At 41.4% G+C, this 22,469-nt stretch carries 22 protein-coding genes and 1 pseudogene; 6 read left to right on the forward strand and 17 right to left on the reverse strand.

Annotated elements, in window-relative coordinates; genetic code table 11:
- The first annotated feature begins 39 nt into the window (after positions 1–39).
- The 3 genes from BLS58_RS07530 (at position 40) to BLS58_RS07540 (ending at position 2,926) form a co-directional block, all read left to right on the forward strand.
- Complete coding sequence (locus BLS58_RS07530; protein ID WP_218126188.1) at positions 40–399, forward strand: hypothetical protein; 360 nt, start codon at positions 40–42, stop codon at positions 397–399.
- A 41-nt stretch (positions 400–440) separates the two neighbouring features.
- On the forward strand, positions 441–2,201 hold the full coding sequence (locus tag BLS58_RS07535) for a GMC family oxidoreductase (RefSeq protein ID WP_090397596.1): 1,761 nt from the start codon (positions 441–443) through the stop codon (positions 2,199–2,201).
- Positions 2,202–2,302: 101 nt separating this feature from the next.
- Positions 2,303–2,926, forward strand: a complete 624-nt coding sequence (locus BLS58_RS07540) for a transposase (RefSeq protein ID WP_090397598.1) — start codon at positions 2,303–2,305, stop codon at positions 2,924–2,926.
- A gap of 106 nt (positions 2,927–3,032) precedes the next feature.
- Here BLS58_RS07540 and BLS58_RS07545 read toward each other — a convergent pair whose 3' ends face one another.
- From BLS58_RS07545 to BLS58_RS18370, 17 genes and pseudogenes are all read right to left on the reverse strand, one after another.
- Positions 3,033–3,908 carry an FAD synthetase family protein gene (locus BLS58_RS07545; RefSeq protein WP_090397599.1) on the reverse strand — a complete coding sequence of 292 codons (876 nt, stop codon included), beginning with the start codon at positions 3,906–3,908 and terminating at the stop codon, positions 3,033–3,035.
- 22 nt (positions 3,909–3,930) lie between these two features.
- Complete coding sequence (locus tag BLS58_RS07550) at positions 3,931–5,232, reverse strand: TRAP transporter large permease (protein WP_090397600.1); 1,302 nt, start codon at positions 5,230–5,232, stop codon at positions 3,931–3,933.
- Entirely contained in the window at positions 5,229–5,732 is a 504-nt protein-coding gene (locus BLS58_RS07555) for a TRAP transporter small permease (RefSeq protein WP_090397603.1), read from the reverse strand. Before BLS58_RS07555 ends, BLS58_RS07550 begins: the two co-directional genes overlap by 4 nt.
- Positions 5,733–5,737: 5 nt before the next feature.
- The gene (locus tag BLS58_RS07560; RefSeq protein WP_090397605.1) at positions 5,738–6,769 is read right to left on the reverse strand and encodes a TRAP transporter substrate-binding protein; all 1,032 of its coding nucleotides are present in this window, start codon (positions 6,767–6,769) and stop codon (positions 5,738–5,740) included.
- A 98-nt stretch (positions 6,770–6,867) separates the two neighbouring features.
- A complete protein-coding gene (locus BLS58_RS18355) occupies positions 6,868–7,164 on the reverse strand; it encodes an aldehyde dehydrogenase family protein (protein WP_425433678.1) in 297 nt (98 codons plus the stop codon).
- Positions 7,103–7,444, reverse strand: a complete 342-nt coding sequence (locus BLS58_RS18360) for an aldehyde dehydrogenase family protein (RefSeq protein ID WP_425433679.1) — start codon at positions 7,442–7,444, stop codon at positions 7,103–7,105. The genes BLS58_RS18355 and BLS58_RS18360 overlap by 62 nt, the downstream gene beginning before the upstream one ends.
- A gap of 118 nt (positions 7,445–7,562) precedes the next feature.
- Positions 7,563–7,775 (reverse strand): hypothetical protein, encoded by a 213-nt coding sequence (locus BLS58_RS18365; RefSeq protein WP_425433680.1) that lies wholly within the window; start codon positions 7,773–7,775, stop codon positions 7,563–7,565.
- Positions 7,776–7,886: 111 nt separating this feature from the next.
- On the reverse strand, positions 7,887–9,398 hold the full coding sequence (gene hpaE, locus BLS58_RS07570; RefSeq protein ID WP_090397607.1) for a 5-carboxymethyl-2-hydroxymuconate semialdehyde dehydrogenase: 1,512 nt from the start codon (positions 9,396–9,398) through the stop codon (positions 7,887–7,889).
- Positions 9,399–9,545: 147 nt separating this feature from the next.
- Positions 9,546–10,460 (reverse strand): 2,4-dihydroxyhept-2-ene-1,7-dioic acid aldolase, encoded by a 915-nt coding sequence (gene hpaI / locus BLS58_RS07575; RefSeq protein ID WP_090397609.1) that lies wholly within the window; start codon positions 10,458–10,460, stop codon positions 9,546–9,548.
- A 211-nt stretch (positions 10,461–10,671) separates the two neighbouring features.
- The gene (locus BLS58_RS07580) at positions 10,672–12,189 is read right to left on the reverse strand and encodes a 4-hydroxyphenylacetate 3-hydroxylase family protein (protein ID WP_090397610.1); all 1,518 of its coding nucleotides are present in this window, start codon (positions 12,187–12,189) and stop codon (positions 10,672–10,674) included.
- A gap of 228 nt (positions 12,190–12,417) precedes the next feature.
- Complete coding sequence (locus BLS58_RS07585; protein ID WP_090397612.1) at positions 12,418–14,274, reverse strand: XylR N-terminal domain-containing protein; 1,857 nt, start codon at positions 14,272–14,274, stop codon at positions 12,418–12,420.
- 126 nt (positions 14,275–14,400) lie between these two features.
- The gene (locus tag BLS58_RS07590) at positions 14,401–15,705 is read right to left on the reverse strand and encodes a TRAP transporter large permease (protein WP_090397615.1); all 1,305 of its coding nucleotides are present in this window, start codon (positions 15,703–15,705) and stop codon (positions 14,401–14,403) included.
- Positions 15,705–16,181, reverse strand: coding sequence for a TRAP transporter small permease (locus tag BLS58_RS07595; RefSeq protein WP_090397617.1), 477 nt, complete (start codon positions 16,179–16,181; stop codon positions 15,705–15,707). Before BLS58_RS07595 ends, BLS58_RS07590 begins: the two co-directional genes overlap by 1 nt.
- A gap of 4 nt (positions 16,182–16,185) precedes the next feature.
- Positions 16,186–17,277, reverse strand: coding sequence for a TRAP transporter substrate-binding protein (locus tag BLS58_RS07600; protein WP_090397619.1), 1,092 nt, complete (start codon positions 17,275–17,277; stop codon positions 16,186–16,188).
- A 262-nt stretch (positions 17,278–17,539) separates the two neighbouring features.
- The gene (locus BLS58_RS07605) at positions 17,540–18,022 is read right to left on the reverse strand and encodes a flavin reductase family protein (protein WP_090397621.1); all 483 of its coding nucleotides are present in this window, start codon (positions 18,020–18,022) and stop codon (positions 17,540–17,542) included.
- A 404-nt stretch (positions 18,023–18,426) separates the two neighbouring features.
- The gene (locus tag BLS58_RS18485) at positions 18,427–18,558 is read right to left on the reverse strand and encodes a nucleotidyl transferase family protein (RefSeq protein WP_090397889.1); all 132 of its coding nucleotides are present in this window, start codon (positions 18,556–18,558) and stop codon (positions 18,427–18,429) included.
- Positions 18,531–18,868 (reverse strand): annotated as a pseudogene (locus tag BLS58_RS18370) (nucleotidyl transferase family protein). Before BLS58_RS18370 ends, BLS58_RS18485 begins: the two are co-directional and overlap by 28 nt.
- 388 nt (positions 18,869–19,256) lie before the next feature.
- Between BLS58_RS18370 and hisC the strand changes: the two are divergent.
- Genes hisC through BLS58_RS07640 form a run of 3 tightly spaced genes read left to right on the forward strand, consistent with a single transcriptional unit; the run spans position 19,257 to position 22,455 of the window.
- The gene (hisC, locus tag BLS58_RS07630; RefSeq protein ID WP_342705523.1) at positions 19,257–20,387 is read left to right on the forward strand and encodes a histidinol-phosphate transaminase; all 1,131 of its coding nucleotides are present in this window, start codon (positions 19,257–19,259) and stop codon (positions 20,385–20,387) included.
- Entirely contained in the window at positions 20,387–21,451 is a 1,065-nt protein-coding gene (gene pdhA, locus BLS58_RS07635; RefSeq protein ID WP_090397628.1) for a pyruvate dehydrogenase (acetyl-transferring) E1 component subunit alpha, read from the forward strand. Before hisC ends, pdhA begins: the two co-directional genes overlap by 1 nt.
- A 2-nt stretch (positions 21,452–21,453) precedes the next feature.
- Positions 21,454–22,455 carry an alpha-ketoacid dehydrogenase subunit beta gene (locus BLS58_RS07640; RefSeq protein WP_090397630.1) on the forward strand — a complete coding sequence of 334 codons (1,002 nt, stop codon included), beginning with the start codon at positions 21,454–21,456 and terminating at the stop codon, positions 22,453–22,455.
- Positions 22,456–22,469 lie beyond the last annotated feature (14 nt).

The raw sequence follows: 22,469 nt of genomic DNA on the forward strand, positions 1-22,469 counted from the left end.
ACGAATATCTATGAAACGTTAGTGTATCAGGACGAAAATATGGAAATTCAACCCGGTTTGGCAGAAGACTACGAACAACTCGATGACAACACTTGGGAATTCAACCTTCAAGAAAATGTACGTGGAAAGGCCTACACTTTGATACAACCTCTCTCGTGTATACAGGGGTGTCCAAAGACATCACGGACGGGACAGTCCTGTGTTCATTTGGTGTCGAATCATGGAGAGGAGGCTCAAGGTTTGTCAGCTGCCCATCCATCAAGGCCATTCATTCCAAAGGCAGCTTTTCCATACCCATCATTAATTATTGCCTTGGGTGGAGCCCCTGCGAAATCTGGGTTGAAAAAAATTTTATCCATAAAAAAAAGAAAAAATACGCATGTTCATATTCATTTGTGAAACCCTACCAATAAGTATTTTTTAACCTCAGGAGGGATAAGATGCCAACACAATTGGATAAAGTAGAGGTCCTCGTCGTGGGCAGCGGCTGGGCAGGTGGCATTGTCTGTGCAGAAATGGCAAAAGCAGGGCATGAAGTCGTCTGTTTAGAACGAGGCGAAGAAAAAACGATTGATGATTATATCCATGTGAAGGATGAACTGCGTTTTTCAACACGATATGAAATGATGCAAAATTTGTCAAAGGAGACGATTACATCACGGCACAAAAGAGATATTACAGCCTTGCCTGTGCGAACGCAAAGTGACATGATCGCCGGTAATGACGAGGGGGGAGGAAGTGTCCACTGGGCTGGGGCGACGTTCCCGTTTCTCCCATACGATTTTGAAATCTACAGCAGAACGGTTGAACGATATGGCAGTGATAAAATCCCGGAAGGGATGACGATCCAGGATTGGGGGATCACTTACGACGAATTTGAAGAATATTATGCTCAATTTGAACTAACGGCGGGGATATCTGGGGAACCTAATCCAATCGGGCCCGAGCGATCCATTGATTATCCCAATCCACCAATGGTTGAAACCCCCAATATTGCTTTATTTAAAGAGGCCGCAGCCAATCTCGGTTATCACCCCTATGCACAGCCGTCTGCAAACATTACAGAAGTTTATGAAAATCCAGATGGCCAGACGATTGCGCAATGCCAATATTGTGCTTTTTGTGATTCATATGGTTGCGATTATGGTGCAAAAGCGGATCCAATCGTAACTGTGCTTCCAACGGCTCGTGAAACTGGGAATTTTGAATTGCGAGCGAAAGCAAATGTACGGCGAGTGACCTATGATGGGGATCAGGCAACCGGTGTTGTATATGTAGATACAGCTTCTGGGATAGAATATGAACAGCCGGCAGATGTCGTCGTGCTGGCTGGTTTTACCTTCACTAATACGCGCCTGTTATTACTATCGGACATAGGCACCCCTTACAACCCTGATACACAAGAAGGTGTGATTGGTAAAAATTTCACTGGACAGTTCAGCAATAATTTTTTGGGGGCTAGAGCATTTTTTAATGAGAAAAAGTTTAATCTATACATGGGAGCCGGTGGTTTAGGCGTTACCTTCGACGATTTTAGTGGAGATAATATTGATCATACTGACTTGGATTTTATTCACGGTGGGCATGTCGAATACAGGCAATATGGAGATAGACCAATTGAAAGCAATAGTGTACCGGACGGAACGCCAAGTTGGGGTCGGGAATTTAAAGAGAAGTCCTTATTTTATGCTAATCGGAATATGTACTTGCGCTTTCAACATGCGACATTACCCTGGTACCATAATTATTTGGATCTTGATCCTACCTATACTGATCCCTACGGGGATCCTCTCTTGCGAGTCACTAACGAATATACGGAGCAGGATCGAAATCTCCAGCTTTACGGTATCGATGTATGCAGAGAAGTGGCAGAAGAGATGGGAGCAGATATTATCGACACTGATGATGTTCCGGAAGAATTTAACAACGCGTACGTCGGCGCCCATTATGCCGGTGGTGTAATAATGGGTGATGATCCGGAAACATCTGCAGTCAATAACTATTTACAAATGTGGGACGCCGAGAATTTGTTTGTCGTAGGTGCTTCCGCATTCCCTCACTTTCCTAACTATCACCCGACCAAAACAGTGGGTGCATTAGCCTATCGTGCTGCCGATGGCATTGAGCAATATTTGGATAACGGCGGAGGCCTATTGGTGAAGGGAAACACCGAGAAATCTCAACAACAACGGAAAGTCTAAAGCAAGGTGTCACTGCATCTGAGGCAGTGACACCTATTTATTTGCAGCCTCATCTTTTAAATGATTCCCTTGCTTGTCGGCACATAACGGTGAGGTTTTACTTGTGCACCGATGAAAAAACCGGTATCCAAGCCCTTGAACATGCCCGTCCTGCGAAACCGATGAAGCCGGGTTCCCCGGAAAAACGGGAACAAGAATACATCCGGCATGGCACGACCGGTCTGATCGCCTCCCGAGACGTTCAGACAGGAAAAATTGTGGCTCCGATGATTCGACCCACCCGAAAGGAAAAGGACTTTGTTGAACACATCGGAAACGTTGTGGCTCAGGATCCCGAGGCCTTGTATGTCTTTGTGCTTGATCAACTTAATACGCATCAATCTGAATCTTTAGTCCATTTTGTCGCTGACCAATGCGGTATTCCACAAGATACACTCGGCAAGAAAGGCCATTCCGGCGTCCTAAAAACCAAGAAAACCCGAAAGCAATTTCTCAAAGACCAAAGTCATCGCATCCAGTTCGTTTATACACCGAAGCACTGCTCATGGCTCAATCAAATTGAATGTTGGTTTAGCATTCTGAGCCGTGACTTAATCAATCCGAGAGCCAGTTTTACATCCATTGACAATTTGGCTTATCGCTTAGCTCATTATAGCGATTATTATAATCGTTTTCTTGCCAAACCGTTTCGATGGACGTACAAAGGTCGTCCTTTACAGGTGTGACCGTTTATTTCAGATATTCTGCACTAGCTGAGGCAAAATAATAACTACTGGTTAACTATTACTAATGTTAGCAGGTGTACCATTACTTGCTCTCAGCTCTTTTAAATCACATACTCACTTCCATATCATCAAACCGACTCTGCGCATGAAATGCATCCATTTCGTAATCGGCAATAAAGCTTTCCCAATGCAAGTGAATAGGTGTTTCATTTGCAATTGATTGATCATGAAACAATCTAACATTTAGTTCACCCGGCCGATCGCAGGAGGACACCTCACAAATGCCTTTAGTAACCAGACTACCGTTGACCAAAGTGACTTCATAAGCGCCTGGACACGGAAGAAAATAGTCGGGATCGATATAAAGAACGCGGTGCTTTCCTTTATTATGCAACATGCCCCGGCATTCATAGCGCTGGCCGAGATAATCAGGGATATCCTCTACTTTTCCGGAAGAAATAAGGTCACGTAATAACGTTGAACTGATCTTATTATTATGCTTTTCCTGCTTTTCGACAATGGTCACTCCAAAACGGCCGGCGGCGTCAACATTCAGTTGAGCCATATCGCCTTTCCCCTTAAATCCATACTTATAATCAAACCCGGCTACAGCATGCCGACATTTCAAACCATACAAGTATTCATCGACGAAAGCATCATGGGGTATTTTGGCCACTTCTGTATTAAAATCCACAACGTACAATAAATCGACACCAAGTTTTGCAAACATCTTTTCTTTGACAGCAAGAGGAGTCAAATACTTTGTTATTTGCTCCCCTTTTTTAATAACAGCACTTGGATGGGGGAAAAATGTCATAACCGCCAGCTGAACATTTTTTTCATCAGCCAGTGACTTTGCTGTTTTTATGATCTGGCGATGACCTAAATGTAGGCCATCAAAAAAACCTAAAGCCATCACACACGGTTCACTATTGTCTTTACACGTATTTGATATTGGGTGGTGTAGCTTGATGGTTTTCATATTATCCTCCCTCCTGAATATGTCAGTTCATCAAATCAGGTAAAACCATAATAATTTCCGGGAATAACGTAAACAAAATCACACCGATAATTAACGCCCCCACCATAGGCATAACCGCTTTGAATATTTTCTCAATAGGGATATCCTTTACGACACCGCTGATAATGTAAATACTAATGCCAAGCGGAGGTGTGATTAAACCAATGTTAACGACCATTACCATTATTACTCCAAACCAAAGGCCATCAAAACCAAGAGATGTAATTAAAGGATAAACAATGGGGAGTGTGAGCACAAGGATCGCGATGCCTTCTAAAAACAGCCCTAACAGAAAATAAACAAGTAAAATAGCAGCTAAAATCATAATTGGCGACCAATCAAGCTGTTGGACAAACGAAGTAAGCTCTGTAGGGATACGACTAATCGATAAAAATTGGCTGAAGAGTTCGGCGCCGATCAAAATTAAAAAGATCATCGCCGATAAACGTAATGTATCACTTAAGGCTTTTCCTAATGCTGACCAGTTGAGGCGTCGGGTTAATACTGCCAAAAGAAACGAGCCAAACGCTCCGACAGAACCCGCTTCTGTAGGTGTAAATATCCCCAAATAAATACCGCCAATGCTGACGATAAATAAAAAGATAAACGGCCAAACATTTTTCAATGAACGAAAACGATCACTCCAGGAAGATTTACTGGTTGGAGGAGCCGCATCGGGATATTTAGCAATCCATAAATATATCACGAGTATAAAAATAAGCATCATGACAATTCCGGGGATAATCCCGGCAATAAGGAGTGACCCTATATCCTCCATTGTCAGAATTCCATATAATATTAGAATGACACTAGGAGGGATTAACGGTCCTAACGTTCCACCTGCCGCTACACAAGCCGCAGAAAGAGACATACTATAGTTATAGCGTCTCATTTCAGGGATAGAGATCCTTGCGACCGTAGCGGTGGTGGCATTGACGGAGCCGGAAATTGCAGCAAAGACTGAGCTGGTCCCTATGGTGGTGACCGCCATTCCTCCCTTTAAATGCCCGATCCACTTGTCAACGGATTGATACAAATCTTGCCCGAACCCACTATGAGACAAAAACATGCCCATTAAAATAAAAAGGGGAATGACGCTTAATGAGTAATCGCTTACTGTGTTAAATGGCATACTTCCTAATTGTACCATTGCCGTATCAAATCCCCTGATCAAACCAAACCCTGTAACACCAACAATGATCAAGGCAATACTGACAGGAAATTTAAATAAAAATAGCAAGAGAAGAGCCACAACACCCATTATGCCTATAAATTCCGGACTCATGATTTCTGCGCCACCTCCCTGAAATGACTCAAGCCATTAAACAAAACTTTGGCCGCAAATATAAACGTGGCACCTGCTACAATAATGATAAAAGGATACAGCGGGAGGCCAAGGTCAGTCGTAATGATCGAGCGGTTCATAATTCGCATTGCATGTTCCCATAGTTGATAGCCCATTACAATCACTACGATGAACACAACAGCCTCGACCGATCCCTCAATAAAATTCCTAACTCGATGGGACAATCGATCGACCAAAAAACCAATAGCAATATGCTCTCGATAATGATGGGTCATCGCTAGGGCAAAAAAAATCATTAATGCGGTTCCCATCTCCACCAATTCATAGGTGCCCGTAATAGATTGGCTAAAAAAATACCGCAATAGAATATCCACTGGGATTAACGCCATGATAAAGAGTATGATAATACTCGCACATATGAGGAAGAATTTGCTCAGGGCTGTTACTACCTTTTCAGCTTTTTCAATATACTGCCACATCTTATCTACCCCTGTTCATCTCCTAATTCCTCAGCTCTTTTGTAAACTTCTTCACCGGGGAGACCTTCTTCCTCCATGCGATTAATCCAATCATCAATAACGGGCTGCATTTCTTCCTCCCATTTCTCGAGTTGGTCATCATTTAACTCAATAATTTCAGCGCCCGATTCTACCGCTGCCTCCATTGCTTCGTCAGAACGCTCATCGATAATTTCACCGGCAGTGCTCGCGGTTTCTTCGCCCATGATTTTTTTCATGGCCTCCTGATCTTCCTCATCAATAGAGTTCCAGCTGTCTTGATTCATGACACCAAAGAATGTTGTGAAATAAAAATCTCCAACGGTTACATAGTCCACTAGTTCATGTAAACTATAGTCAACTAAGGTGTGGGGAGGGCCAACAGTTCCGTCGACAACACCCTGTTGCAGGGCCTGATAAGTATCTGCCATAGGCATGGACACCGGAGTTGCTCCCATCAATTCCAACCAATTGTTTACCTCAGGTGATGGAGAACGAATAATCATGCCTTCAAGGTCTTCAGGACGCTCCACAGGTTCATCCCTTGTGAAAATATATCCGGGTTCTGAAGTGGACAACCATAAGGGAACGGTGTCATCGTATTCATCCTGTATCTCCGGAAATTCTTCATATAGCTGCCACAACGTTTCTGATCCAGTCGTTCCCGACCCACTCATAAACGGCAATTCCATAACCGATGTTAAAGGGAATTGCCCTGGTGTATAACTGTGAACACTAAATCCGGCATCAGCTACACCTGTAGCCGCTGCTTCATAATGTCCGTCCGGATCTGCCAGTTGCCCACCTGAGTAAGATGAAAATGTCACTCTGCCTTCTGTTGCTTCTTCTGTCTCATCAATGAAGCCACTGACAAGTTCAGTTTCTTGAATATGATTATCAGGGAAAAAATGAGAAAATATGAGTTCATTATTTTCGTTTGTCGTACCTGACGCTCCTTCAGTAATGTCACAAGCACCTAACAAGACCAAACTGGCGAATAACGGTAAAAGTTTCTTCATCAAGTACACCCCTTCCATCTTTGTCATCGCTTACACAATGCAATATATGTCTACTGATCCGATCCCCCCATTTCTTAGGGAGGATCGATCAGAAAATCCTAATTATTATTGACCATCACAAATTTCATTTCCGTCATCTCTTTCACAGAATAACGAATACCCTCTCGGCCAGTGCCGCTTTCCTTCACTCCACCATATGGCATATGGTCGACCCTAAAGGTTGGTATATCATTGATCATGACGCCGTCCACTTCAAGTTGATCAGATGCTTTCATGGCTTTTTGAATATCTCCTGTGTAGATACCTGCTTGCAAGCCAAAACGTAAACTTGCTTTACACCGAATCTCTTTTCCGACTTCTGGACTTCCGTTGAAAGTAATCATACTTACGTTCATCTGTCACAATCTGATTTCCTACGGAACGCCCACTGCCAGTTATGACATTTATGCACCATCGGGCAGTCCGGCTTCTTGAAGTAGCTCTGCTAAAAAGAAAGAAGATAATGGTGTTTGGGAAGCCGGTTAAAACAATCGTGTTACCGGTCGCAATTGCCGGCCCTACTTTATGAGCGACTAAATTCATCGGAAAGTTAAATGGTGTAATGGCCCCGATCTTACCTAGGGGTTCAAGAACGGTATATCCAAGTCTACGTTCGCCTCCCGGCGCTGCGTCCATTGGTAGCGTTTCCCCATATAATTGATTAGCTTCTTGAGAAGCAAATTTGTACGATCCACTTCCCCTCTAGCTGTGGCTATTGGTTTGTCAGCTTCCTTGGCAATGAGCCCTGCAGCTTTCATGAGCACTTAACTGTTGCATGCTGTTGCATCTCTTCTTGAGCATTTTCTGCCGCTTGAATGGCCGCCTCCGTTTCCTCGCTTGTTGCTTTTGGTATTTCTGTTATCTTTTCAGAAGAATAGGGGGAGCGTAGTTCATCATATTGATTAGCTTCCTGCCATTTTCCTCCTATAAATAAAGGGTGTTTTACAGCTATGTCCATTTTCAACATATTCCCAACTCCTCGCCCCGCTTTTAAATAAAACGCTTCCAACTGTTTCGAAGAAGCCGAGCGCTTTATACAAACGCTCGAGACTTCTCCAGTAAATACGTCCTACGCTTTTTATTTGCCAAACTGCGGGATATGGTGATCGCCAAGTGCGACATGGATAATTTGAATCTCTGTATAAAATTCAAAGGCATAGTGGCCACCTTCTCTGCCAATCCCACTATGTTTTGAACCTCCAAATGGCGTACGAAGATCTCTGACATTTTGGGAATTAACCCAAAGCATTCCGGAATCAATGGCTTGGGCAACTCGATGACCTCGTTTGATATCGTTTGTCCAGACGTATCCGGCAAGTCCATACCGTACATCATTGGCAAGATCAATCACTTCTTCTTCATCTTTGAATGTCATTACAGCAATGATTGGACCAAATATTTCCTCTTGCACGATACGCATATAGTTTTGAGCACCTAGCAGAATGGTAGGCGCAATAAAGTTTCCTCGGCTTACTTCTTCTGGGATGTTACCGCTGAAAACTTCACAGCCTTCTTCTTTTGCCAGCTCCAAATATCCCTTTACGTTTTCATAATGATTCGTATGGATAAGCGGGCCTACTTGCGTTTTCTCATCCATCGGATCACCGACAGCAATATTTTGAACTCTTTCCTTTAATCTTTCTGTAAAACTTTCAGCGATACTCTCATGCAAATATATACGAGAATTTGCTGTGCAACGCTCGCCATTAAATGAGAAAATTCCCCATGTGGCAGCGTCTAGTGCTCGTTCGAAATCCGCATCATCAAATACGATAATCGGAGATTTACCACCCAGTTCCATTGAAAATTGTTTAAGTGAATCAGCACCATTTTTCATGATTTCTGAGCCTGTCGTTGTTTCTCCGGTGAATGAAATGAGTTCCACATCCGGATGGGCAACAAGAGAAGCACCAGCTGTTTCTCCATAACCATGCACGACATTAAATACGCCATTTGGCAATCCTGCTTTATCAATAATTTCTGCCAAACGGTTCGCGGTTAGCGGAGACCATTCTGCAGGTTTTAACACAACGGTGTTCCCAGTAGCTAAAGCTGGTGCGATCTTCCATGTTTCCAGCATAAATGGTGCATTCCACGGTGTGATGAGGCCGGCAATGCCAACCGGTTTATGAATAGTGTAGTTTAAAAATTCGTCATCAACTTGATACACTTCACCGACCAGGCGGCTATTAACCATCTCGGCATAAAAACGGAAGTTATGCGCCGCACGGGCGACCATTTTTTTCGTCTGGCTAATCGGAAGACCTGTATCGTACGATTCTAGCGGTGCTATTTCATCGATGTGTTCATCGATTAAATCTGCAATTTTGTTAATGTAAGCTAGGCGATCTTTGAGTTTAAGCTGCCCCCATTCGCCTTTAAACGCTTTACGAGCTGCCGAGACTGCTTGCTCAATATCATCTTTATCTCCGGAAGCAACATCATTGATTTTGTCATTGGTGAATGGATTGTGATTTGAAAATACTTCTTGATTCGCAGCATTCACAAAATTTCCATCAATGTAAAGTTGAATGTCTTTCACATTTTTCTTCACAGAATCCAACGTTGCACTCGCTACTTGTTTAGACACGTTATCACTCCTCGTTTAAGATTTCCCTTATACTATTATTATATATAAAATAATATATGATTTCAACAATTTAATTTGCCTGCGTCTTTTTCGAAACTGAAAACTGCTCCATAAGCTCTTACAGCTATATAGAGCAGCTTTTTTGTTTTACGCATGCTGTGCACTAATGTCGTATTCTTTCAATGTTTCACTAATTTCTTCTTGCAAACTTTTAGATGGCAGACCCATTGGCAAACGAAGAACGGGTTCAATTTTCCCCATCATGCCTAACGCAGCTTTCACCGGGGCAGGATTAGTATCCTTGAACAGTACGTCATTTAACTTCATAAGTTCAAAGTGAAGATCTTGTGCGTGTTTCACATCGCCTTCTTCCCAAGCATTGTGCAACTCTGCTACTTTCTTTGGCTCAACGTTCGCTGTTGCACTGATGGATCCTGCTCCACCGATCGCAAGCATTGGATAGCAAAGCAATTCGATACCAGAATAAAGAAGGAAATCTCTGCCACAGTAAAGCATAACTCTATTTACATGTTCAAAGTCTTTGTTGGATTCTTTTGCCCCAACAATATTTGGGCAGTCGTTCACAAGTCGAGCCATCGTAGAAACTTCAAGGTTTTGAGCTGTCCGCCCCGGGATGTTGTAAATAATAATGGGAATTTCAACAGCGTCTGCAACCGTTTTAAAATGTGTATACAGAGCTTCCTGGTTCGGTTTATTATAATACGGCACAATCACCATCGCCGCATCAGCACCCATTTCTTCTGCTTTCTTTGTTAAATAGATAGTTTCATCGTGGTTGGTGGAACCAGTGCCGGGAGCAAAAGGAACACGGCCATTAATCGTTTTCATCGCATTCTCCATTACTTTTACACGCTCTTCAGTTGTGAGCGAGCTTGGTTCTCCGGAAGTTCCTGTAACAGAGATAGCATGAGAGCCATTTTCGAGCTGAAATTCGATCAACCCTGATTGCTTTTCATAATCCACCTCGTGATTTGCTTTAAATGGCGTCACTACAGGTGCGATAGACCCTCTCAGTTTTCTTTTAATTTCTTCGTAAGCCACATCAATGCCCTCCTCATTGTTATGTTAAATAAATTATATATGATTTTGTATATCATTTCAACATTGTCTATAATATTTCGAAGAATTCTTGAGGGTATACGCTTTAACAGCATTTGGGACGCTTGATTTTTCTACCAAGATAATTGAGAAAAAAGATACCCCCTTATGCTTCAGGCGCCTTCCATAATGCAAAGAGGGTTCTCCTTAATCACTATTGAAAAGTTTTTTCAAACTCTTCTTCAGGATTAATCCAAGTATTTGACGTCCACCCAGAAAGATCATAATCACTTAAAGCTTGATCAACAAACGCTTTATATTGATCAGTTTGCCCCGCTGTATCCGCCATTTTTAGTGCATCTAATCGGATGCCTTCGTGATTGCCGGCATAGTTGATTTCATATAATTCATTACGGCCACCAAACTCTGTTCCGATGGCATCCCAAGTTAATTTCAGAACCTTAATCCTTTCTTCAGCACTTACACCACCAGATCCCTTATAGTACTGATCTAAATATGGACGGAGTTCCGGGTTAAGAAAATCATTAGCGCTGGACGGCATCTGAATCAAACCACCTGCTACAACCTGTTCAAAAATTTGTTTTATCTTCGGCCAAACTGATGGTGCAAATGTACGATAAGCTGTGGCATACGTTGAATTAGGCAACACGATGCCGCCCGGACCTTGTTCGGGGTTTGTAGCCATGGCTGTTGAAATCGCCCAGAACATATTTCTGTAAGAAATCACTTCACCAATGTTAGCCTGAACTCCTCTAAATTTACTCGTCCCCGCAATTTCCGTTGCTTTCAAAAGCAGACCAACCATAAAATCTAGTTTAATTGCAAAACGTGTACATCCTTGAAAAGTATAACGATTCACCCAACCAGTTTTTGGCCTGAAACCATTTGCTATCTCAACATTGTTGTAGGTTAAAATGTCTTCCCACGGTATAAGGACATTATCCAAAACAATAACTGCGTCGTTCTCATCAAAACGGCTAGATAAAGGATAATCATAGGGTGTCCCCATCTTGGTAGCCATTTCTTCATAAGATTGACGACTAATAACCTTCAACCCTGGTGCATTCATAGGTACAAAGAAAATGATCGCGTGACTTATATCTCCTTCTCCTAAGTCTTGGGGAGAATAGTTTGCTACAAAGTTATAATGCGTTAATGCAGCTGACGTACCCACCATCTTGGCACCGCTAACAATCACTCCATCATCTCTTTCTTCAACAGCCCGAACAAATACTTCCTTATTTTTATGAAGTGGTTGATCTCGGTCCAGTTGCGGGTTTACAATTGTATGATTACAAAAGGGAACTTCTTTTTGAGCTTTTTTATACCATCTTCTTGCGTTATCTTCGAAGCCTTTGTAAAAATCTGCATATGGGCCTAAAGAAGCTGTAAATGCTGCCTTATAATCCGGAGTTCGCCCCATAAAACCATAGCTTAATTTTGACCACTCTGCCATTGCATCTCTCGCACCCAGTAGTTCCTCTGCACTCTTAGAAGCTTTAAAGAATTTATGCGTGCGGAAACCAAACTCTGATTCTGTTGTAAGAATATCGGGTGTTTCCCGATCATGTAGTGCATCATATAACTGGGCAACCGAACGAGCAGCATTTCGATATGCCGGATGTGTCGTAACATCATCCACTTTTTCACCGTTCAAGAACACCTCTCGCCCATCCCTCAGACTTTCAAGATACTCTTTGCCGTTCATCATTTAAAAAACCTCCATTTTTTTAATCTTCACTTAGTAGTGATCTGAACAGACCAAAGACAAAGACGATTAATTTCGCCTTATTACTCAATACTGAACTATACAGTTAGGTTATCAAATGAAAGCGTCATTATATACGACAATAATTGTCTTTAAATTGAGTAGTTTTAAGCAATTTTTATTTAATCAGCTGAACAAAAAAATTCTGCCGTAAGGCAGAAAACTTACATTTTATTCGACTGTCAGCTCTCTCTGCGCAACTAATACTTGCAAGGTCAGCAAAAGCTGATAACCATTAGATGGATCACGGACCTTTTGGCCAAGCATTTCCTCTAATCTTTTTATCCTATACCTCAATCCACTCATTGATATAGAAAGATCTTTCTTAGATTTTTCCAGGTTGCCTCCATGTGTAAGAAATACATAAAGCGTCCTGATAAGCTCAGCATTCTCTTCTCTCTGTTCATACAATGGACCTAAGAGCTGCCTAGCTTTTTGTTCCACTGCTCCCTTATGTTTGGAATGAATCAACATACCTGCCATACTTAGATCATCAAATAAAGTGACATTATCGACAAAGTCAGTCATTTGTAATGCTGTACGAGATTCTTTATAGCGATCTGGGGCTTGATGGATTTGTTCCGCTAAAGTACTTACGCCTATTTTGAATGTATGCTCTTTAAAATTTCGGTTTAAATGTTTCATTAAATTATGGCATAACTTTTTTATTTCACCATCTCCTGCTTCCAGCTGAATAAGCAATATAAATGTACCTGCGTACTGTCCAATTAACGTATTTGATCTCTGTTTAAAATATTGCATGATATATTCCGTTACCTGCTCATGAAAAAGCAACTCATTTTGCGAATCTGTGAAATGATTGTTGTATTTTAAAGCAACGATATAATAGGGCTTTCTAAGATCCATATTAATATAAGTACCTCGGTTTAAGATTTCATTTTCTGACATTAAATTCTCATTTATTATTTGCTCTAAAAAATTACCCTTCATTCGTTCTGTTGCTTCAAAAGCACTCTTTTCATTCAACATATAAAGAGAACAAACCGATGCTGCCCGTTCAAGTATCATATGATCAACTTGTGAAATATCAAAGCCTTTATTGAATATAAAAGAGCAGTAGCCTACACACTTCTTCTTAAGTTTTATTGGTGTAATTAATCGATTAAAAGATCCCCCATCAATCTCTTTTGTATCAAAAAAATAGTGGCTTTCACGAAATAAAGAGGCGGAATTTTCGTACACTTCATTATAAAAGGACAATGTCAAACCCGAATTCGCTAACATATGGAACTTTGAATCTTCTATTACAAGAGGTAATTGTGTCTCCTGAAAAATAACATCGGCAATGGATTGTAAATCATTTTCGTTTACGAGTTCGTCGGTTATTCTTTTGTGAATGGCAAACGTTTTGGCAAGGTTATTACGTTCTTCCAATAGTTTTTCATACGTGTCCTCTAACTCTTTGACAATTGTTGTATTTTCAAAATACTTTAGCTCATCGTCAATCTCCCCTTCCCATTCAAGTAATGTTTTCCCAATATAATAGCAATCATTGGAACCTGATGCTTTACAGGAAGCTTCTTTAAAAAGCACAGGTTGTTGGCAAATTTCCGAATAATAACCACTTGCGTAACCAACTAGGGTATGACAAACAGAAGATTCAGAGTTTCCGAATTGTCTTAAATACTCTTCAGCCTCATAAGAATCAGACCAAATCCCTTCTACATGAATAGTTTCAATTGCTCCATCTAAAGAAAATCTGATCTGCAGGTCGGATCTTTTTACTTTTGTGTAGCCTTTCATCGCATGTAAGATGGGGCCCTGTTTTAAAACCTCTTCCAGTGAAGAAAAATCTTTCGAAAGCACTTTTTGTGCATCATTTTTACCCAAGTTCCACCCATATCGAATAAGGAATCCTTTTGTTCGGTCTACCGAAATATTATCCATCAAATCTTTTCTAAGCGTCCCAAAAACAGACGTTGATGTTAATATCATTCTTTCATCATCTAAATATATCTTACCATCGTCATCTGTGATAATATCATATAGATTTTGAGAAGATGCCATTTTTTCATCCCTACCTTTACTTCATATCAAAGATACCGTCTATAGTTGTCAAAATGTAAAAATAGACAATACTGTCTCCCATCAGTATAGTCTATTTTTTTCACAGTTTAGGATACTATTTTTATACTAATTCATTAAATCCGGTAAAATTGTAACCAGTTGAGGGAAAATGATAAGTATTCCCACACAGATGATCATCGCAATGATCATTGGGATAATACCCCTGAAGATGGTCTCTATCGGAACATTTTTTGCTACCCCTTTAATTACAAAAGCACTTATTCCTAACGGCGGCGTTAATGCACCAATATTTATAACCATGATCATAATAACACCAAACCAAATACCATCAAACCCTAAATCGGTAATAATCGGGTATAAAATCGGCAATGTAATAACAATGAGCGCCAGACTCTCAATGAAACAGCCGAGGATTAATAATGCAGCTAATATAGCAATCAGAACAAGATATGGATTCATATCAAGATTTCCCACAAATGTTGTAAGCATTACCGGAATCCTGCTAACTGCCAAAAATTGTCCAAATAAATTTGCCCCTATTATAATAAGGAAAATGAAAGCAGTGAGCCGAACCGCATCCTCCAGCGAATGCTTTAACCTTTGCCAATTGAGCTTTCGAGAGATGAGCGCGAACATAAGTGCACCAAAAGCACCTACACCAGCTGCTTCTGTCGGCGTAAAGACCCCTAAATAAATACCGCCAATACTGACAAGAAACAGACCTATAAACGGCCATATATTTTTCAGTGTACGAAATCGTTCAGAAAAGGTAGCTATGCCTTCTCTGGGCGGTGCAATGGAAGGATCTTTGCGAACCAGAATGGCAACCGTAATTAGGAAGATCAAAATTTGTAAAATACCCGGAATGATCCCTGAAATTAACAATGCACCAATTGGCTCCATCGTCAGGATACCATATAAAATTAATATAACGCTTGGCGGAATTAAAATCCCAAGTGTTCCACCTGCGGCAACACTAGATGTTGATAACCCAGGTTTATACTTATATTTTTCCATTTCAGGTAAAGAGATCTTTGCCACTGTAGCGGTCGTAGCATTTAAAGAACCGGATATAGATGAAAAAATAGCTGCAGTCCCAATGGTTGCCATCGCCAAACCGCCACGAAAATGACCAATCCAGCTATCAACCATACGATATAAATCGCTACCGATACCTGTATAAGATAAAATCATACCCATCAAAATAAATAATGGGATAACACTCAATGAATAATCACTCGATGTATCAAATGGGGTTCTACCCAACTGAGAGAATGCTACGTCCCAGCTATTAATTAGGGCCGTTCCAAGTAAACTGACGATAATCAGGGTGATCGCCACCGGGACTTTCAGGAAAAATAAAACAAGAACGGCGATTATCCCCATTAAGCCAATCAGTTCCGAACTCATCATTTACCCACCTTTCCAAAATATTTTAGGGACAGTAACAGGCTGGTTAAAGCAAAAACGATTGCACAAATAGCCGCCAGTCCAGCAAATAAATATACAGGTAAACCTAAATCACCTGTTACTCTCCCTGCAGTGAGTAAACGTTCTGTATACAAAAACAAACTCGATGCCAGCAAAAGCATCAATGCTGTAATAATGAGGTTGACAATCCCTTCCATGATCCGTTGAACTTTTGCAGGGAATTTATTAAAAACAAAATCAATCGAAATATGTTCCTCTTTTAAATGGGTATAGGCAATGGTTAGAAATATAACCATGGACAGGCCAAGCTCCGTAACTTCAACAGCACCCGAGATCGGCTGGCTGAAGAGCCATCTGCCAAGGACGTCAAATGTGACTAAGAATACCATGATAATTAAAACAACTTGGGCTGCATATTGCAGCCCGTTGTTTAATTTAATAATGACCTTCTCCACGATATTACTCCTCTCCGTCACCACTCAATTCATCTCTCAATTCCATCGCACGCTCATATAATTCCGTTGCGTCATACCCTTCACTTTCTCTTTCCTCAAGCCATGAACCCACAACGGGTTCTAACGCTTCCTCCCATGGTTCGAGTGTGTCGCCCTCTAATTCAATAATTTCAGCACCTGAGTCAATTGCAGCATCCAACCCGGCTTCACCGTCCTCATCATAAACGCTTCCTGCTTCAGTCGCCAATTCTTTGCCAGTGAGACTGTCTAATACTTCCTGATCCGAATCACCTATACCATCATACGTATTTTGATTCATTACGCTAAAGAAAGGCGTAGCGGAAAAGTTTCCGATTGTGATATATTCTACCACCTCGTGGAAACTATAATTATAAAGGGTTTCTAACGGTACCATCGCAGCATCGATTACCCCTCTATCAAGAGCTTCATAAACATCACCCATTGGCATCGAAACCGCTGTCGCGCCCATTGATTCTATAATATCGTTAGCAAGCGGGGACGGGGATCGTACGCGAAGGCCTTCTATATCTTCCGGTGTCTCAATTCTATAATCATTGCTCATAATTTGCGCAGGCTCAGCGGAATAAAGGAATAGGGGATGAGTATCATCATGTTCCTCCTGTAATTCGGGAAACTCTTCATATAACGTCATTAGAATTTCCGATGCGTGTTCAGCTGACTCTGCCAGAAACGGCAATTCCATGACTGTTACAAGATCGAAGCTTCCCGGTGCATAACCGTATACACTTAACCCAATATCCGCTTCACCTGATACTGTCATATCATAATGGGATTCCGGATCACCGAGGGTATTGTCGGCATAGAATTCCATATTAATTCTTCCATCTGTCTGTTCATTCAAATCCTCGTCAAGTCCATCTAAAACCTCCGTTTGAATGGGGTGGTTCGCTGGTTGGAAATGGGAAAAAACCAAGTCCATACTTTCTTGTTCGTCTTGGTCGGCATCGCCATCCTCACCACTGGATTCCTCCGCGGCACCGCAAGCTGTCAGCAACAAAACAAAAAGTGACAGCATTATAAGTCCGGTACTATTTCTGACAAAACCCTTTTTCATCTGATGACCCTCCAATTATTATTATAGACCTCTGACATTCATCAAGGAGATGGGTGCAGCAAGGGATTCTGAAACTTTGTATCTATATGTAATACCCCCTTTCCCACTGTAATCGCTTTCACTATTTGTTGTAATTATATATTAAATCATATATAATTACAACACAGTCATCACTGGTTACATTAAACTTTTTTCAGATATCAAGATTCGCCTAAATAAAATCTATCACGTGAGAATTTCCGCGATAGAAGGTGCTATATTTTTATAATGTATCAGCATATTCAACCGGCTGATACTGACCATATTTTCCTTTGAAAAAGGTTAACGGGTTCCCGTCTGTCAAATTAATTTCTGCTACTTCTCCTATAAACAACGTATGATCGCCAACTTCATATGATCGCTCTAGATCACAAACAATTGAAGCCAGTGCATCTTTAATCGCCGGGACATCGTTGATAATGTCAAAATTAATATCTTTTTCTTCATTCGTTTGTCCCGCGAAGTGCATGGCAATGTCCTGTTGGTCTTCTGAAAGAAAACTGACGGTAAACTGGCCAGAAGATTTTATTTTTTCAAGCATGGTCGCATTGTTGTCAACTGAAACCGTTATCAATTTCGGGTCTAATGATATTGACATAAATGCGTTCGCGGTCATTCCATGAATATCTTCACCAACCTTTGTTGTAATGACAGTAACGCCCGTGGCAAACCGAGCCATTGCATTGCGAAAAGTTTTATCTTGCATGATAAAATCTCCTCCCCTTAATTTAATTTATACCGATACTGTTGAAAATAGATTCTATTTTGCTTAAAAATTTCAGTGAACAATGTTGATCCAATCGATTAATGAAATGACTCGTTATTTCCGCATGTTCCATTCCCGGGTATAGATGATATTTCCCTTGTATCTTTCTCTTGCCTTGCGTGATTTCTACATAATACGACCCATCATTCGGTAAAAGGTTACTTCCACGGGATGTGACAGCTACCCTCCCATTCTTTTCAGATCGAATTAAGTTAACGCTTACATTATAATGTGAACCTAAATAATAAGGGATCAAATCCATCTTGCCTTCTTGAATCATTTCTCTAATAAGGGTAGAACTTATTTTCTTACCCAAGTACGTTTTCTTTGGAATAACGGAAAGACTAAACGGATATTCTTGTGGCCTCCTGTAGAAACTGGACATTTCCCTTTGCTTTATGACCAAATGTGAAATCAAACCCTACAACTACATGTATGGCATTCAGTTCTACAATAAAATTTTGTATAAAATCAATTGGTGGGCTGAAGCAAACTTTTTGTCAAACTCTGTAACAAATAATCTATCTACGCCCATCGTTTCCAGTTTTTCAATCTTTTGCGGCAAGGGAGATAAATATTTGCGGTTGTTATCCCCTTTGATCACCTCATCAGGATGCGGGCTAAAGTCATAACTGAAAATAGAATATTATGTTTTTTACCAGTTTCCCACGCATGGTTCAATAATTCTTTATGTCCCAAATGTACACCATCAAAAAAACCAACCGCCATTACATGAGGCTTTGTGTCACTTCTTTGATTAGCGTGATTTATATGAACGATCTCCATATCTCCCCTCCTGTATAAAATCTTAAACTTAGTTTACCAAACGATTTTGGTTAAAAACTACGACAATCATTGTCTATCATTTTACATATGTACAACAATTTTTATTTAATCTTAATCACCAATCATGGATGGTCGCTCCACTTATACATATTTCTTTTGTAATCGATATTTTATTTGTATAGGAAATTTCTTCAGTTTATAAATCTAACAAGCTCTATCTACCACCATGGCGCATGATCAAAACACTTTGACGAGCTTATGAAGATCATCTGTCACGATTTCTTCTTTAGCCCATAAAAGCTTAAAAGCTTTAAATGGCAGACTTGCCTATTTTTTCTGATAAATATATGCTGCCTGATACCACCCCATCGCAAGGAGGAATCTATAAGTGTGCCCAATACAACCACGAGAACAATTGAGACACATCTCAATGTATTCACCCGGGAAACCAATCGAAGAATTACAGCGAGAACTGGGTATAACAAATGTGATTAAAATGGCTTCCAATGAAAATCCGTTTGGATCTTCTTCGCTTGCAAAGCAAGCCATTACGGATGAAATGGAAAATATGCATCTATATCCCGAAATCACCGCACCGGTGCTAGCGAATAAACTCGCCAAACGTTTAGAGGTAAGTGCGGATCAGCTCGTTCTAGGAAATGGTTCCGATGAAATCATTCGCATGATGACCCGGTCATATTTACAAGATAACGATGAGGTAATCATGGCAAGCGTTACCTTCCCACGGTATAAAACAAACGTCATTATTGACGGTGGCGTGCCTGTCGAGGTTCCGATGAAAACAGGCGGGGTCCATGATTTACAAGCAATGGAGAACGCGATCAACAAGAATACCAAAATGATCATTGTGTGCAATCCGAACAATCCTACCGGCACAATGGTTTCTGCACATGAACTTGAAGCTTTTATCAAACGTATCCCATCACATATCCTTGTCATTATAGACGAAGCGTATTATGAATATATACGCACGGATGATTATTTCCAATCCATTAATTTTTTGGATAAACACGAGAACTTGATTATTCTTCGTACGTTTTCAAAAATTTATGGGCTGGCATCATTGCGGGTAGGCTATGGCATTATGCATCCGGCAATCGTTTCAGAACTGCTAAAAAGCAAAGAACCATTTAACGTAAACCGTTTTGCACAAGCAGCCGCTTATGCTTGTTTGGATGATGATGCCTTCATGAAAAAGACACAAGAACAAAACAATAATGGGCGGCTTTATTTGGAGAATGCTTTTCAAAGGTTAGGGCTTTCCTATTTTTCTACACACACGAATTTCATAATGGTAGATACAAAAATACCGGCTGAAACCATCAATGACGAACTTTTAAAAAATGGAATCATTATTAGACCGGGACATTTGATGGGTTATCCTACAATGATTCGCCTCACCATTGGCACTGAAGAGGAAAATCGATTATTTATCGAAGCTTTGGAAGAGATTTTACAGCGACATGCAAATCACTACAGTCGAAAGGTTGATGCGTGATGATTGAAGATTTCCCGATGCAACAAATCATCAATGAAGATGGAGAGATCGTTGATGCGGATGCCCTGAACGACATTTCTACAGAAAAAGTAAAATCTTTTTACTATAAAATGTTGTGTGCTCGAATGCTCGACAAAAAATGTGTCAACTTGCAACGCCAAGGCAAAATTGGCACATACGTCCCTTACGAGGGGCAGGAAGCTGCACAAATCGGGAGCGCTGTGGCTCTAGAAGAAGGTGATTGGATATTCCCGACTTATCGGGACCATGCGGCCACTTTGACATTTGGTCACTCCATGCGAAATTTGCTTCTAAATTGGCGCGGGCGCCCGGAAGGGAACGTTCCGCCGGAAGGGGTCAACATTTTCCCGCCTGGCATTCCGATAGCATCCCAGCTGTTACACGCGACAGGCGCGGCTTGGGCAGAAAAAAAACACGGTTCGGATCGTGTTTCCCTCGTGTACTTTGGAGATGGAGCGACTTCTGAAGGGGATTTTCACGAAGCATTGAATTTTGGTAGCGTATTCAACATCCCGACCATCTTTTTCAATCAAAACAATGGCTATGCCATCAGCGTCCCGATGGAAAGGCAGATGAAAACGAAAACCATCGCGCAAAAAGGGCTCGCCTATGACATGGATTGTTTACGCATCGATGGGAATGATGTGCTGGCTGTTTTTGCGGCAACGAAAGCATCAGTAGATCGAGCAAGAGCAAACCAAGGACCGACATTAATCGAAGCCGTCACATGGCGGTATGGTGCTCACACCACCGCAGATGACGCTTCAAAATACCGTGACCAAAATGAATCGGAAACACGGCGGGAAACGACCGACCCCCTTCTCCGCGTTCAGCGTTATTTACAAACGCAAAACACCTGGAACGAGGATTGGCTCAAAACGATCGAAGAAGAAATTACAGATGAAATTGAAACCGCTATCGCTGAAATGGAAGCATACCCTGAACCTGACCTGAGACAACTTTTTGACTATGTATATGATCGGCCAACCTGGACGATTCAAGAGCAGGTCAATCAACATCTTGCTGTACAAGGGGAGGAATAACAATGGTAAGCCCAGCAGTGAACACCAAAAAGATGACCATGATTGAAGGCGTCCGCAACGCGATGGACGAAATGCTAAAAGAAAATGAAGACGTCATCATTCTTGGCGAAGATATTGGCGTGAACGGCGGTGTCTTTCGTGCCACAGAAGGCCTGCATGAAAAATACGGGGAAGACCGAATCATTGATACACCCATTTCCGAATCAGGCATTATCGGAAATAGCATCGGACTTGCAGCCAACGGTTTTCGACCCATTGCAGAAATTCAATTTTTAGGATTTATTTACCCTGGGTTCAATCAGCTCATGACCCATGCAACACGCTTACGGCAACGCTCGCTAGGACGATTTACTGTCCCGGTGGTTGTTCGTGCACCATACGGTGCCGGTGTGAAGGCTCCTGAAATTCACTCTGATAGCGTCGAAAGTCTATTCACGCATATGCCGGGGATAAAAGTCGTTGTTCCATCAAATGCATATGACGCGAAAGGGCTTTTGATCGCAAGTATCGACGATCCTGACCCTGTCATGTTTTTAGAGCCGTTGCGTTGCTATCGCTCCAACCGTACCGAAGTGCCTGATGGAAAATATACCATCGACATCGGCCGTGCATCCGTGCTTAAACAAGGCGATGATATCTCTGTCTTTACATGGGGAGCAATGGTCATGGATACGATGAAAGCGATCGAGACATTGGAAGAAGAACAAAATATGTCTTGTGAAGTGATTGATTTGCGAACGCTCTATCCTCTGGATAAAGAAACAATCTCAGCTTCCGTACAAAAAACCGGCCGTGCCGCTATCATCCATGAAGCACCGGCCACCGGTGGGGTTAGCAATGATGTCATCTCACTCATCAATGACACATCGTTTCTTTACTTGCGTGCGCCAATCCAGCGAGTCACCGGCTTCGACACTCCGGTACCCGTTTATTCATTAGAGCAAGAATATTTACCAAGTGCGGCAAAAATCCAAGCAGCAATCGTCAATGCAGTAAATTTTTAAGAAAAAGAGGGGTG

The organism is Natribacillus halophilus (assembly GCF_900100185.1).
Taxonomy (GTDB): domain Bacteria; phylum Bacillota; class Bacilli; order Bacillales; family Marinococcaceae; genus Natribacillus; species Natribacillus halophilus.

What these genes read in the sequence shown, in the direction of transcription:
- BLS58_RS07530 (WP_218126188.1), top strand. Translation starts at nt 40, where the DNA reads ATGGAAATTCAACCCGGTTTGGCAGAAGACTACGAACAACTCGATGAC.
- BLS58_RS07535 (WP_090397596.1), top strand. Translation starts at nt 441, where the DNA reads ATGCCAACACAATTGGATAAAGTAGAGGTCCTCGTCGTGGGCAGCGGC.
- BLS58_RS07545 (WP_090397599.1), bottom strand. Translation starts at nt 3,908, where the DNA reads ATGAAAACCATCAAGCTACACCACCCAATATCAAATACGTGTAAAGAC.
- BLS58_RS07550 (WP_090397600.1), bottom strand. Translation starts at nt 5,232, where the DNA reads ATGAGTCCGGAATTTATAGGCATAATGGGTGTTGTGGCTCTTCTCTTG.
- BLS58_RS07555 (WP_090397603.1), bottom strand. Translation starts at nt 5,732, where the DNA reads ATGTGGCAGTATATTGAAAAAGCTGAAAAGGTAGTAACAGCCCTGAGC.
- BLS58_RS07560 (WP_090397605.1), bottom strand. Translation starts at nt 6,769, where the DNA reads ATGAAGAAACTTTTACCGTTATTCGCCAGTTTGGTCTTGTTAGGTGCT.
- BLS58_RS18355 (WP_425433678.1), bottom strand. Translation starts at nt 7,164, where the DNA reads ATGAACGTAAGTATGATTACTTTCAACGGAAGTCCAGAAGTCGGAAAA.
- BLS58_RS18360 (WP_425433679.1), bottom strand. Translation starts at nt 7,444, where the DNA reads ATGGACGCAGCGCCGGGAGGCGAACGTAGACTTGGATATACCGTTCTT.
- BLS58_RS18365 (WP_425433680.1), bottom strand. Translation starts at nt 7,775, where the DNA reads ATGTTGAAAATGGACATAGCTGTAAAACACCCTTTATTTATAGGAGGA.
- BLS58_RS07580 (WP_090397610.1), bottom strand. Translation starts at nt 12,189, where the DNA reads ATGATGAACGGCAAAGAGTATCTTGAAAGTCTGAGGGATGGGCGAGAG.
- BLS58_RS07585 (WP_090397612.1), bottom strand. Translation starts at nt 14,274, where the DNA reads ATGGCATCTTCTCAAAATCTATATGATATTATCACAGATGACGATGGT.
- BLS58_RS07590 (WP_090397615.1), bottom strand. Translation starts at nt 15,705, where the DNA reads ATGAGTTCGGAACTGATTGGCTTAATGGGGATAATCGCCGTTCTTGTT.
- BLS58_RS07600 (WP_090397619.1), bottom strand. Translation starts at nt 17,277, where the DNA reads ATGAAAAAGGGTTTTGTCAGAAATAGTACCGGACTTATAATGCTGTCA.
- BLS58_RS07605 (WP_090397621.1), bottom strand. Translation starts at nt 18,022, where the DNA reads ATGCAAGATAAAACTTTTCGCAATGCAATGGCTCGGTTTGCCACGGGC.
- pdhA (WP_090397628.1), top strand. Translation starts at nt 20,387, where the DNA reads ATGATTGAAGATTTCCCGATGCAACAAATCATCAATGAAGATGGAGAG.
- BLS58_RS07640 (WP_090397630.1), top strand. Translation starts at nt 21,454, where the DNA reads ATGGTAAGCCCAGCAGTGAACACCAAAAAGATGACCATGATTGAAGGC.